13 protein-coding genes, 1 pseudogene and 1 riboswitch are annotated in these 12,493 nt (G+C 60.8%); of the genes and pseudogenes, 7 read left to right on the forward strand and 7 right to left on the reverse strand.

What is annotated here, in order from left to right:
* Positions 1-136: 136 nt before the first annotated feature.
* Positions 137-343, reverse strand: a complete 207-nt coding sequence (locus AC3WK5_RS27705) for a hypothetical protein (protein ID WP_054595654.1) — start codon at positions 341-343, stop codon at positions 137-139.
* Between the two features lie 182 nt (positions 344-525).
* On the opposite strand from AC3WK5_RS27705, the gene AC3WK5_RS27710 reads away from it, so the two are divergent.
* A complete protein-coding gene (locus AC3WK5_RS27710) occupies positions 526-813 on the forward strand; it encodes a hypothetical protein (protein ID WP_173859996.1) in 288 nt (95 codons plus the stop codon).
* 60 nt (positions 814-873) lie between these two features.
* Here AC3WK5_RS27710 and AC3WK5_RS27715 read toward each other — a convergent pair whose 3' ends face one another.
* Positions 874-2,040 (reverse strand): 1-acyl-sn-glycerol-3-phosphate acyltransferase, encoded by a 1,167-nt coding sequence (locus AC3WK5_RS27715; RefSeq protein WP_103320205.1) that lies wholly within the window; start codon positions 2,038-2,040, stop codon positions 874-876.
* Positions 2,041-2,180: 140 nt separating this feature from the next.
* Here AC3WK5_RS27715 and AC3WK5_RS27720 point away from each other — a divergent pair, with 140 nt between their 5' ends.
* From AC3WK5_RS27720 to AC3WK5_RS27730, 3 genes are read left to right on the forward strand one after another with little or no spacing between them, the layout of a single operon-like run.
* Positions 2,181-2,363, forward strand: coding sequence for a CPXCG motif-containing cysteine-rich protein (locus AC3WK5_RS27720; protein WP_081013733.1), 183 nt, complete (start codon positions 2,181-2,183; stop codon positions 2,361-2,363).
* Between the two features lie 12 nt (positions 2,364-2,375).
* A complete protein-coding gene (locus tag AC3WK5_RS27725; RefSeq protein ID WP_103320207.1) occupies positions 2,376-2,636 on the forward strand; it encodes a putative signal transducing protein in 261 nt (86 codons plus the stop codon).
* 36 nt (positions 2,637-2,672) lie between these two features.
* Entirely contained in the window at positions 2,673-3,293 is a 621-nt protein-coding gene (locus AC3WK5_RS27730) for an SOS response-associated peptidase (protein WP_103320210.1), read from the forward strand.
* Positions 3,294-3,419: 126 nt separating this feature from the next.
* On the opposite strand, the gene AC3WK5_RS27735 is transcribed toward AC3WK5_RS27730, so the two are convergent.
* Together AC3WK5_RS27735 and AC3WK5_RS27740 are read right to left on the reverse strand one after the other, a co-directional pair.
* A complete protein-coding gene (locus tag AC3WK5_RS27735) occupies positions 3,420-4,262 on the reverse strand; it encodes a methyl-accepting chemotaxis protein (protein ID WP_371919156.1) in 843 nt (280 codons plus the stop codon).
* Positions 4,263-4,274: 12 nt separating this feature from the next.
* Positions 4,275-5,669 (reverse strand): annotated as a pseudogene (locus AC3WK5_RS27740) (methyl-accepting chemotaxis protein); the annotation flags it as partial.
* A gap of 166 nt (positions 5,670-5,835) precedes the next feature.
* Between AC3WK5_RS27740 and AC3WK5_RS27745 the strand changes: the two are divergent.
* Positions 5,836-6,654, forward strand: coding sequence for a M48 family metallopeptidase (locus tag AC3WK5_RS27745; protein ID WP_054595660.1), 819 nt, complete (start codon positions 5,836-5,838; stop codon positions 6,652-6,654).
* A gap of 225 nt (positions 6,655-6,879) precedes the next feature.
* Here AC3WK5_RS27745 and AC3WK5_RS27750 read toward each other — a convergent pair whose 3' ends face one another.
* The 3 genes from AC3WK5_RS27750 to AC3WK5_RS27760 form a co-directional block, all read right to left on the reverse strand.
* On the reverse strand, positions 6,880-7,464 hold the full coding sequence (locus tag AC3WK5_RS27750) for a TMEM165/GDT1 family protein (RefSeq protein ID WP_054595661.1): 585 nt from the start codon (positions 7,462-7,464) through the stop codon (positions 6,880-6,882).
* 88 nt (positions 7,465-7,552) lie between these two features.
* Positions 7,553-7,676, reverse strand: a riboswitch (yybP-ykoY riboswitch).
* 39 nt (positions 7,677-7,715) lie between these two features.
* Positions 7,716-8,714, reverse strand: a complete 999-nt coding sequence (locus AC3WK5_RS27755; protein WP_103320215.1) for a methyltransferase — start codon at positions 8,712-8,714, stop codon at positions 7,716-7,718.
* 33 nt (positions 8,715-8,747) lie between these two features.
* Positions 8,748-9,713: a 2-hydroxyacid dehydrogenase gene (locus AC3WK5_RS27760; protein ID WP_103320217.1), complete on the reverse strand. Its 966-nt coding sequence runs from the start codon at positions 9,711-9,713 to the stop codon at positions 8,748-8,750.
* A gap of 286 nt (positions 9,714-9,999) precedes the next feature.
* On the opposite strand from AC3WK5_RS27760, the gene AC3WK5_RS27765 reads away from it, so the two are divergent.
* Positions 10,000-10,629, forward strand: coding sequence for a LysE family translocator (locus tag AC3WK5_RS27765; protein WP_103320221.1), 630 nt, complete (start codon positions 10,000-10,002; stop codon positions 10,627-10,629).
* Between the two features lie 145 nt (positions 10,630-10,774).
* Positions 10,775-12,457 carry a fatty acid--CoA ligase gene (locus AC3WK5_RS27770; RefSeq protein ID WP_054595665.1) on the forward strand — a complete coding sequence of 561 codons (1,683 nt, stop codon included), beginning with the start codon at positions 10,775-10,777 and terminating at the stop codon, positions 12,455-12,457.
* Positions 12,458-12,493: the final 36 nt, after the last annotated feature.

Below are 12,493 nucleotides of genomic sequence, written 5' to 3' on the forward strand. Positions count from 1 at the left end.
CGTACGGCGCTGCGCGCCCACCCCCTGATGAACACCTCCACTCGGCCTCCCGATAGGGGCGGGTGGATCAAGATCAAAAGCAAAGCACGGCGGCCTGCCGGCCGGCCTGAGTGGTGGTGGGGGAGGGGCGCGGCTTCTAGGCCGCTTCTACATAAAAATCCAGCATGCTCACGCCGGTCAACAGGTCGGTTTCCGGCAGATCGGCGTGTGGGTGGCCGCCCAGGGCGCAGTAGACGAGCCAGTGGCGGTCCTGGACGTTGAAGGCGAGGCTGCCGACGAGGTTTTGTTGTTCGTCGCTTTGGGTGATGAGATAGAGGCGATCCTGGATTTCTGCGTGCAGCATGACAGGCTCCGTGTCGGTTTCGAGGGGCGACAGACTGGCTTGTTAAGGTGACGTTCAGGTGACAGTGCGCATTAATCAGTAAATTACCGGTCACTGGAGTGCAAAGTGCGGGGCGTAAAAAGCGTCTGGCCACTTGCCGCTGTTCTCAGGCCACAAGTGCTGTTTTTTACGTGAGGGGCATGATGTCGCTGCATATGAGCTGGTCTGCTGTCAGCGCTCATCCCGGGAGCCTGATGAATCTTTTTGCGTTGTTGATCGCCTTGCCCGGTGCCTGGCTGTTGCACGTGACCCGTCGCCGCGAGCGGCTGGCGCTGAAGAACCTGGAGGCACAAAGCGCGGTACGGGCGATCGATGAACCGTTGCTGTTTCCGGAAAGCGCGACGCTGCGCCTGAACCGGTTTTGCTACCGTTTCGGCTTTGCCTGCCTGGCCTTGGCGCTACTGCTGTCGTGGATCAGCCGGCATTTTTGAGATTCGCATCGCACATGAAAACGGCGCCCCGAGGCGCCGTTTTTGTATTCAACCGAAACCTTACAGCGGCAAACCCGCTTTGACCCGGTACTGATTGCGCACCGGTGTTGCGTATTGCAGCACCAGGAACGGCCGATGTTCCTCGGGGCAGGCATCGAGGCGGCTTTGCCATTCTTGCTGGGCCTTGGCCAGTTCCTCGGCCGGGAACAGTGTGGCTGCGCTCGGCACCTGCAGTTGCGGGTCGGCGTTGCTCCATTGGGCGTACGCCAGGTAGTGCACCGGGAACAACCGGTAACCGCCGAGGATCTGCCGGTCCATCTCGATTGCCAGTTGCTTGGTGTCTTCGAACAGCTCGCTGATCGGTGCCGCGAAGTTCACGTGGACCCGGCCTTTGTAGCCGGTGATGCCTTTGGCGATGCTTGCATCGTCCTCGCCGGGCACCTTGGTGTAGCTGCCGGTGGTAGCGCGGATGTACAGCTCGCGGGCCTTGGCCTGATCGCACGGGTCGTACTCGTAGCTGATCGACACCGGTGTCAGGTTCAGCGACTGGATGACCTCGCCAAACGGCTCGTCCTTGCGGCTCATGTGGAACATCTTGAGGATCGCCGACTCGGTACGGTCGTCACCGTCCTTGGCGCGGCCTTCGGCCTGGGCGATCCAGATCGACTGGCAGTCGTTGAGGATCGAGTGATTGATATAGGCCGAGAGCAACTGATACGCCGCCATCTTCTCGCGCCGACCGCTGATGGAGCGGTGCACGATAAAGCTCTTGTTCAGGCGCATCAGATCGCTGACGAAGGGCTTTTGCAGCAGGTTGTCGCCAATCGCGATGCGCGGCGTCGGCAGGCCGGCGTGGTAGATCGCGTAGTTGACGAAGGCCGGGTCCATCACGATGTCACGGTGGTTGGCCAGGAACAGATAGGCGCGGCCGGACTTGAATTGCTCGACGCCGGTATAGGTCACGCCGTCGGTGGCCCGCTCGATGGTGTGGTCGACATAAAACTCGACCTTGTCCTGCAACGTTGCAACCGAACGGACGCCGGCAAACTCACGGCGCAGCCGATAAGCTATAAGTGGTTTGAGCATCCAGCCAAAAGCACCGGCAAAACGCGGGAAGCGGAAGTGGGTGAGGATATCTAGAAACGCCTTGTCGCCCAGCAACCGTGCCAGCACCGCTGGGACTTCGCTGTCGTCGTAAGGTCGGATGGTATCGAATTCGCCCATCATGCTCTCTTGTTAGAAACGGCTAGGGTAAGTAATGGATTGGATCGATTACGGCAGGAGTACAGTCTGAAAAATACGCTCAAACAAAAATGGCCCTGCAAATAGACCGGCGATTATACGCACAAGTCACTTGGGAGACCGCGATGCTGGAAACCGAGCGCTACGAATGTCCTTATTGTGGTGAAGAGTCAGAGGCAGTTCTGGATTTGTCGGGAGGGGATCAGACGTATATCGAGGATTGTCCCGTGTGTTGTCGGCCTATCACATTTACTCTGCAGACCGATGGTCATGAATGGATGCTCGAGGTTCACAGCGAAAACGAGTGAAGGGTGGCTTCTATGCAGCGCATCTACGAACCGGAAAACCTGATGGAAGGCGAGTTGCTGCAAGGAATGCTGGCCAGCGAAGGGGTCGAGGCGCATCTGGTGGGGCGTGATCTGCTGGGCGGTGCGGGCGAGTTGCCGGTATTCGGGCTGCTTGGACTGGCGGTGGATAACGATCAGGCGCAATACGCGCGCGAGTTGATCGCTGCGTACAATACCGCACTGCCGATGCCCGGCGACGAACCGGATAGCTTCCCCGACGTCCTGGTCTGTTAGGCTGGCGTCCGTTTTCGTTCAGAGTCGTGTTGCCCCATGTGTGGACGTTTTGCCCTGTTTCGTTGGAACCCCGCGTTCGCGGCCTTGCCCGGCTTCCCGGCCGATCAGCAGGCGCAGTGGAATATTTCGCCCAATGATTCGGTGCTGATCCTGCGCGCCGAGGCGGGGCAGCGCACGCTGGCCCGCGCGCGCTGGGGGCTGACGCCACCGTGGCTGACCGACCTGTCGAAGACTCCGGCCCATGCGCGGGCAGAGACCGTCGCCGAGCAACCGATGTTTCGTGAGGCTTTCCGCTTGCGCCGTTGCCTGTTGCCGGCCAACGGCTTTTACGAATGGCGTGGCACTACCCGTAAACGCCCGTACTGGCTGACGCCAGGCGAAGGTTCGGCGCTGTTTTTTGCGGCGATCTGGGAAGCGTATCCGGTGCAGGAACAGGTGTGGCTGAGCACGGCGGTGGTGACCCAGGCCGCCTCGAATCAGCGTCGTCCGTTGATTCTCGATGCCGCTGGTCAAGAGGCCTGGCTCAACCCCGAAACCCCGTTGCACACCTTGCAGGCGCTGCTTGCCAGCGAACCGGCCGCCTTGCGCGAACGGGTGCTGGCGAACCTGGTGAATGATCCGAAACTCAATGCGCCGGAATGCCTGACGCCGGGTTGATGAGTTGTCTGTGCTGACGCCTTCGCGAGCAAGCCCGCTCCCACATTTGATCCCCAGTGGATACAAAATCCGCGAACAATGGAGATCCAGTGTGGGAGCGGGCTTGCTCGCGAAGGGGCCCTATGATCAAACCCTGAACTGATTGATCAACCGCCGCTGCTGCTCGGCCAGTTTGGTCAGGTCGGCGCTGGCCGCGCTCGACTCATCCGCGCCGCCCGCGACTTCGTTGGCCACCTGACCGATATTGATCACGTTGCGGTTGATGTCATCGGCAACCGCGCTTTGCTCTTCGGCAGCGCTGGCGATCTGGGTGTTCATGTCGTTGATTACCGACACCGCCTGAGTGATGGTCTCCAGCGCCTGCGCCGCCTTGGCCGCGTGCTGCACGCTTTCGTCGGTCTTGTTCTGGCTGTCTTCCATCACCCGAACCACGTCGCGCGTGCCTTGCTGCAACTGCTGAATCATCGACTGGATTTCTTCAGTCGCCTGTTGGGTTTTCTGCGCCAGGTTGCGCACTTCATCGGCCACCACCGCAAAGCCTCTGCCTTGTTCACCGGCGCGTGCGGCCTCGATGGCGGCGTTCAAGGCCAGCAAATTAGTCTGTTCGGCAATCCCGCGAATGGCGATCAGGATCGCGTTGATGTTCTCGCTGTCCTTGGCCAGGGTTTGCACCACGCCGACCGCTTTACCGATTTCCACCGCGAGCACGCCAATCGAGGTCGAGGTGTCGCGCACGATCTGCATGCCTTGGGCGGCGGCCTGATCCGCGTGGCTGGCGGCTTGGGCAGCCTGGGTCGCATTGCGCGCCACGTCCTGGGCGGTGGCGGTCATTTCCTGCACCGCGGTGGCCACCTGATCGATTTCGGCCATTTGCTTGTGCACGCCGAGGTTGGTGCGAATGGCGATGTCGGCGGTGTGTTCGGACGAATCGCTGACGCTCTGCACCGAGGTCACCACTTGGGTGATCATCGCCTGCAACTTGGCGAGGAAGGTATTGAAGCCCTTGGCGATCGAGCCGAGTTCGTCGGCGCGGTCGCTGCTCAGGCGGCGCGTCAGGTCACCTTCGCCCTGGGCGATGTCATCGAGCATCGCGACCATCTGCTTCAGTGGCCGGGCGATACCGTGGCCCACCAGCCAGATCACCAGCAAGCCCAGGCCGGCAATCACCAGACCGACCATAGCCATGCCGAAGGTGTCGGCCTTGCGCTGGGTGTTCAGGTCGCCTTGCAGTTGTTGCAGGTCGGCCATGACCGCGTTCAACGGTAATTGCAGCAGCAGGGTCCAGCGTGCATCGGTCTGGCCGATGCCGAATGGCAGGTACAGCTCGATCCTGCCATTGGCCTTGTCGACGTTATAGGTCACTTCGCCGCGATTGAGCTTGCCGAGGTTGGCAACCTGAGTGGCGTCGAGGATGTCGCTGACCTTTTCGCCGAACTTGCTCGGGTCCTTGGTGTAGGCGACCAGACGCTGGTTGCCACCAATCAGGGCCATTTCGCCGGCACCGTTATAAAGCTTCTGGTTCGCAGCCAGGAGCATTTCCTGAATGAAGTTCACCGACAAGTCAGCGCCGACGATGCCCTGAAAGGTGCCGTTGAGCATGATCGGTTCAATAAAGGAGGCGAGCATGACGATTTTGTCGCCGACCTTGTAAGGCGCCGGGTCGATCACACAGGATTTTTTGCTTTCCTGGGAGCACAGGTAGTACTCACTGGAGCGCACACCCGTGGACAACACGGTACGGTCGTTGACATCCGCCAGCTTGTCGACGCCCAGCGTGCCATTGTCGTTGCGAAACCACCACGGCAGGAAGCGCCCGGTGGTGGCGTCGATGCCGACGGTTTTACTGCCGATGTAGGCTGCGTCATTGTGATCCAGTGCGTTCGGTTCCCAGCCGATGTACGTGCCGAGAATCTTCGGATTTTTCGCGACGTTTTCCTTGATCAGGCTGATCAACTGCTCACGGCTGAGGGTAAGCGCCGGTTTGCCGTCGGCATCCTGGGAGCCGATCAAGGCGTTGACCCGAACCAGACCGCCGGCGATCAGCAGGGGCGCTTCGAGTTCGCGCTGGATCTGGCTGACCTGGGTTTGCGCCAGCCCACGCAGGCGTTGCTCGATGACTTGCTCGAATTGCGCCTGGGTCCGCTGCTGGACCATTTCCTGGGTTCGCGCGCCGGAAAACAGTGCATACAGCACCAGCGCAGCCACCACGCTGAGCACAATGGCGCCGGCAAGCGCGGCGACAGAAAACTGGATCGACTTGAATTTCATAAAGACTCCGCACGCAATATGACGTCTGCCGGGTTGTATCGGCGCACGTGAGGCGGTCCATGAGCGGGTTTTTTGCCGATGACTGTTTTTGATCTGTGCGGGTCGCATAGAGACAGGTATCAGGCCCGCGTGCTCTCGGGGCACGGTGTTTTATGAATTTATTGCGACAGTGGGGGGGAATGTATCGGTAAATGAGGCGCTACATGTCTGTTGTATCTAGCGCTGATACAAAGCACCGCCTAGGATACGCGCCATATTTCCAGGGAGGCTGTTCATGAGTAAGGCATTGGTTTTGTGTGCACTGGGTGCAAGTCTGCTGCTCAGTGGTTGCCAGTCGGTCAACACCACCAACGGCGGCGCGGTGGGCGTGGAGCGCAAGCAGTACATGTTCAGCATGCTGTCGACCGATGAGGTCAACCAGATGTATGCCCAGTCCTACCAAAAGACGGTGGGTGAGGCGAGCAACAAGGGTGTGCTGGACAAGAACAGCAGCGAGGCCAAACGGGTCCAGGCGATTGCCAATCGGCTGATCGCGCAGGCACCGGTCTTCCGTCCTGATTCGGCGCAGTGGACGTGGGAAGTCAATCTGATCAAGAGTGACGAGCTCAACGCCAACTGCGGTCCTGGCGGCAAGATCATTTTCTATACCGGGTTGATCGACAGCCTGAAACTCACTGACGATGAAATCGCCGCAGTCATGGGCCATGAAATCGCCCACGCCTTGCGTGAGCATGGTCGTGAAGCGATGTCCAAGGCCTATGGCATCGAAATGGCCAAGCAGGGCGCCGGTGCCTTGCTCGGGCTGGGGCAGGACACGCTGGCCCTGGCCGACACCGTGGCCAACTACGGCATGACCTTGCCCAACAGCCGCGCCAATGAAAACGAAGCTGACCTGATCGGCCTGGAACTGGCCGCCCGCGCCGGCTACAACCCGAACGCGGCGATCACCCTGTGGGACAAGATGAGCAAGGCTTCCGAAGGTTCGCCGCCAGAATTCATGAGCACTCACCCGGCATCCAGCAGCCGGGTTGCGTCGCTCCAGGCAGCGATTCCGAAAGTCATGCCGCTTTATCTGAAGGCCAAAAAATCCTGAATCCTGAAGTGAGCCACAAGAGCTGAAGTCGTGCAGCTCTTGTGGCGAGGGGGCTTGCCCCCGTTCGACCGGGCTGGCGCTCGAGTGCGCAGCAGTCGCAAAGCCAGCGAGTGCGGTGTATCTGGCGGATCTCGGTTGCAGGGGGGAGGGCTGCTTCGCACCCCAACGGGGGCAAGCCCCCTCGCCACAGTTATCTGCCAGGCAGTGACATGTCAGTCGAGAGTGTTACACCCACCCGCTGCTCTGCATCGCCTTGTACACCGCGACGATGGCCAGGATGAAGAACGCCGATGCTGCCAGGCGGCGGATCAGGGTCAGGGGCAGTTTGTCTGCGGCAAAATTACCCGCCAGCACCACCGGCACGTTGGCAATCAGCATGCCGAGCGTGGTGCCAATGACCACCAGCCACAACTCAGGGTACTGAGCGGCGAGCATCACGGTGGCGATCTGGGTCTTGTCACCGATCTCGGCGAGGAAGAACGCAATCAGCGTGGTCAGGAACGGTCCGAATTTACGCGCAGTGCTGGCTTCGTCCTCATCCATCTTGTCCGGCACCAGGGTCCATAGCGCGGTCGCGGTAAAGCTTGCGGCGAGGATCCAGTGCAGCGTCGCATCCGAGAAGAAACTCCCGAACCAGGCACCGACAGCACCCGCAGCCGCGTGGTTGGCCAGGGTTGCAGCGACGATACCGGCGATGATCGGCCAGGGTTTGCGAAAGCGTGCGGCGAGAATGAGCGCGAGCAATTGCGTCTTGTCACCGATTTCGGCCAAGGCAACGACAGCGGTGGGAACGAGAAGAGAATCCAGCATCAGGGTTTTCCTAAGGGGCGGGTCGACACGGCTATGACACGTACAGCCTCCCCGCCCCGGGTAAGGTGTGCGTGTCATAGGTCTTGTCAAACCCTGCGATCCGTCTGTGCGGTCGCTTGGGTCGCATACGCCATGGTCTGAGGACCAAGTATGTTGACGTATGCCGGACGAGCATGGCGCTCGTGGGAGACTACTCCCCTAGGACGGAGCGGATTCTGCCTAGGCAAAATCCATTCGGCAAGCGCTAATTTCTAGCCGCGCTTGGCCCGGTAGATCCGGAAACCTTGCCCTTCAGCCTTGATCGCACACACACCGAGATGCTCCTCGATCAGCGGCTGATACTTCAGGAAGCTGTTGGCTACCAGGCGAAGTTCGCCGCCGTTTTTCAGGTGTTTGGCTGCTTTTCGCAGCAGATTCTCGGTGGCGTGATAATCGGTGTGAACCCCGACATGAAACGGCGGATTGCTCAGAATCGCGCTCAAACCCATCGGTGCAGCGTCGATGCCATCGCCGGTCAGCACCTCGGCCTCCAGGCCGTTGGCCGCCAATGTCAGGCGACTGCTGGCCGCGGCGAACGCATCAACGTCGAGTAGGGTGACGGTGTTGTGTGGATAACGCCGTTTCACCGCCGCGCCCAACACGCCAGCACCGCAACCGAAATCCAGCAAGTGACCGCTTGGCAGTTTGTCCAGATGTTCGAGCAGCAGCGCGCTGCCGCGATCCAGTCGACCGTGACTGAACACGCCCGGCAGGCTGATCACTTTCAGTGGGCCTTCAGCCAGCGGCAGTTCGTATTCCTGCGCCAGGCTTTCCAGCGATTTGGCCTCGGGCGCATTGGCCACGGTGACCTGCCAGAGCTGGCAGTGGCGGGCGCTGTCGAGCTTGCGCGGTTTGCCGAAGGGGTTCAACTGTTTGGCCGCGCCTTCGATGCCGCTGCGTTTTTCACCCACCAGGTACAGTTCACGACCGGCCAGGCGCGAGGCGAGGGCGTTGAGGATGTAGTCGGTCAGGTCCTTGGATTTGGGCAGGAACACCACCGCCGTTTCAAACTCGCGGCTCGGAGCATTCACGCCAAAGTGGCTGCGCTCGGCAAAGCGGGCGTCCAGCGCTGCCTGGTCGCCTGCGTGCCAGCACCAGCCGTGAGCGTTGGGCAATTTGCCCAGCAAGTCATCGGCGGGCAAACCGGCCAGCAGCAACTCGCCTTGAAACAAATCGGCCTGACGAAGCAGTACTTCACTGCGCGGATCCATACTCTGCTCCTTGAAAAAAAGTGCGGCAGTTTATCAACTGACGACCCGCAGCGCTGTACCGCTGAAGAAGCCTTGGGCGTTTTCGGTCAGTTGACCGACAATCCTCTGTCGCGCTTCGCGGCTGCCCCAGGCGTTGTGCGGGGTGACGATCAAGCGCGGGATGTCGGCGGCCAACAGCGGATTGCCGGCGGTAGGGGGCTCGACACTCAGGACGTCGGTCGCCGCGCCGCCCAGATGCCCGTTGCGCAACGCATCGGCCAAGGCTTGTTCGTCGATCAGCCCACCGCGTGCGGTATTGACCACAAAGGCGCCGGGTTTGAGCAGCGCCAGTTCGCGGGCACCAATGAAGTTACGGGTATGTTCGTTGAGCGGGCAGTGCAGGGTCAGCGCGTCGATTTGCGGCAGCAGCTCATCCAGCGGCAAGCGGTCGGCGCGGGCCGGACGCCCAGGCAATTGGCCGAGCAACACGCGCATGCCAAAGGCTTCGGCCAGCCGCGCGACGGCGCCACCCAATTCACCATGGCCGAGCAGGCCGAGGGTTTTGCCTTCGAGTTCGACGATCGGGAAATCCAGCAGGCAGAATTGTTTGGCCTGCTGCCAGCGACCTTCAGCGACGGCTTTCTGGTAATCGCTCAGGCGGGTGGCGAGGTTCAGCAGCAACATGATCGTGTGCTGCGCCACCGACGGCGTGCCATAACCCTGGCAGTTGCTCACGGTAATCCCTTGGGCGCGGGCGGCGGCCAGGTCGACATTGTTGGTGCCGGTGGCGGCGATCAGGATCAGCTGCAGTTCGGGGCAGGCCTTGAGGGTTTCGGCGTTCAGCGGGACTTTATTGCTGATTGCCACGCTGGCGCCTTGCAACCGTTCGACGATGTTGTCGGGCGTGGTCAGTGAGCGCAGCTGCAAGTCATCGAAGCACTGCTGCAACCCACTGAGGTCGAGGTCGCCGAGGTCCAGTGAACTGTGGTCGAGGAATACGGCGCGGCGATTGTTCGTCATTAACTGTACCTTTTGCGCAGGAGTCTGAAGGCGTACTCTGCCGAGCCTACCAGATGAAACAAATGGTTATGCACTGAGCTAAAACAGACACCAAAACTGTGGCGAGGGGGCTTGCCCCCGTTCGGCTGCAAAGCAGTCGTAAAGCGGATGATGCGTTCTGTCTGATAAAACACGGTGCTGGGTTGGGGGCCGCTTCGCGACCCAACGGGGGCAAGCCCCCTCGCCACAGGCGTGAAGATTGTCTCGGATATTTTTATTTAATCGGCCTACCCCGGAGGAGCCCCCCATGTACTGGACAGAGTTTTTGACCGTTGCGCTGATTCACCTGCTTGCCGTGGCAAGCCCAGGTCCGGACTTTGCCGTGGTGGTGCGCGAGGCCGTGACCCACGGTCGTCGCGCCGGGACCTGGACGGCGCTGGGTGTCGGCTCGGCGATTTTCCTGCACGTGGGCTACTCGCTGCTCGGTATCGGCCTGATCGTCTCGCAGTCGATCATGCTGTTCAACGCGCTGAAATGGCTGGCGGCCGCCTACCTGCTGTACATCGGCTTCAAGGCGCTGCGCGCGCAGCCGGCGAAACCTGCCACTGAAAACCTGCACAAGGAAGCCGGCGAGCGCACCGCACGCGGCGCATTTACCTCAGGTTTCGTGACCAACGGCCTGAACCCCAAAGCCACGCTGTTTTTCCTGTCGCTGTTTACCGTGGTGATCAACCCGAATACACCACTGGCGATTCAGGCCGGTTACGGCGTTTACCTGGCTGCGGCCACCGCGATCTGGTTCTGCCTGGTGGCAATGCTGTTCAGCCAACAGCGCGTACGGGCCGGTTTTGCCCGCATGGGCCACTGGTTCGACCGCACGATGGGCGTGGTGCTGATCGCCATCGGCGTGAAGCTGGCCCTGACCGAAATGCATTGATCCACTCTCGGAAACAAATGCTGGCGCAAAGCTAGCATTTGTACGGCTCTGCAAATCATCCCTTTGGCTGATTTAGCTGGCGCTCCGGCTGACTAAAGTGCTTATCTTTTCAGTCACGACCGTGTAGTCAGATAAAGGGATGCTTATGTTGGAGACGCGCGTTATTCCGCCAGCCGAAGGCGCTTATCAATACCCGCTGTTGATCAAGCGGCTGCTGATGTCCGGCAGCCGTTACGAGAAAACCCGCGAGATTGTCTACCGCGACCAGTTGCGCTACAGCTACCCGACCCTCATCGAGCGTGTCGCGCGGCTGGCCAACGTGCTCACGGCGGCCGGGGTCAAGGCCGGGGATACCGTGGCCGTGATGGACTGGGACAGCCATCGCTACCTCGAATGCATGTTTGCCATCCCGATGATCGGTGCGGTGATCCACACCATCAACGTGCGCCTGTCGCCCGAGCAGATCCTCTACACCATGAACCACGCCGAGGACCGCTTCGTGCTGGTCAACAGTGAGTTCGTCGGGCTGTACCAGGCGCTTGCCGGGCACCTGACCACGGTCGAGAAAACCCTGCTGCTCACCGATCTGCCGGAAAAAACCGCCGACTTGCCCAACCTGGTCGGCGAGTACGAGCAACTGCTGGCTGCCGCGAGCACCCAGTACACCTTCGAAGATTTCGACGAAAACTCGGTGGCGACCACCTTCTACACCACCGGCACCACCGGCAATCCCAAGGGCGTGTATTTCACCCATCGGCAACTGGTGCTGCACACCATGGGCGTGTCGACGATCATGGGCAGCATCGACAGCGTGCGCCTGCTGGGCACCAACGATGTGTACATGCCGATCACCCCGATGTTCCACGTGCATGCCTGGGGCTTGCCGTACGTGGCGACCATGCTGGGGCTCAAGCAGGTTTACCCCGGCCGCTACGACCCGGAATACCTGGTGGAGTTGTGGCGCAAGGAAAAGGTCAGCTTCTCCCATTGCGTGCCGACCATCCTGCAAATGGTCCTCAACGCCAAGTCCGCGCAAGGCACGGATTTCGGCGGCTGGAAAATCGTCATCGGCGGCAGCGCCCTGAACCGCGCGCTGTACGAAGCGGCCAAGGCCAAGGGCATTCAGTTGACCGCCGCCTATGGCATGTCGGAAACCGGTCCGCTGGTGTCCTGCGCTCACCTTAACGATGAGCTGATGGCCGGCACCGAAGACGAACGCACCACGTATCGCATCAAGGCTGGCGTGCCGGGTCCCTTGGTGGAAGCGGCGATCATCGACGCCGATGGCAACTTCCTGCCGGCCGACGGCGAGTCCCAGGGCGAACTGGTGCTGCGTGCGCCGTGGCTCACCGAAGGTTATTTCAACGAACCCGAGAAGGGCAAAGAGCTCTGGGCCGGGGGCTGGCTGCACACGGGCGACGTGGCGACCCTGGACAGCATGGGGGTGATCGACATCCGTGACCGGATCAAGGATGTGATCAAGACCGGTGGCGAGTGGATTTCCTCCCTCGACCTCGAAGACCTGATCAGCCGCCATCCGGGGGTACGGGAAGTAGCAGTGGTCGGTATCCCTGACCCGCAATGGGGCGAGCGCCCGTTTGCCTTGCTGGTGCTCCGTGAAGGCCATGCGATAGGCGCCAGGGAACTCAAGGAACACCTCAAGCCTTTCGTCGAACTGGGGCACCTGAGCAAGTGGGCCATCCCGAGCCAGATCGCCCTTGTTACTGAAATTCCCAAGACCAGTGTCGGCAAGCTCGACAAGAAGCGTATCCGCGTCGACATCGCACAATGGCAGGCCAGCAACAGCACCTTCCTTTCGACGCTGTAAGCGTCCTTTGCCGGGCCCGAAAGGGCCCGGCAAGCC

It is taken from the genome of Pseudomonas sp. FW306-02-D09B, from assembly GCF_058782685.1.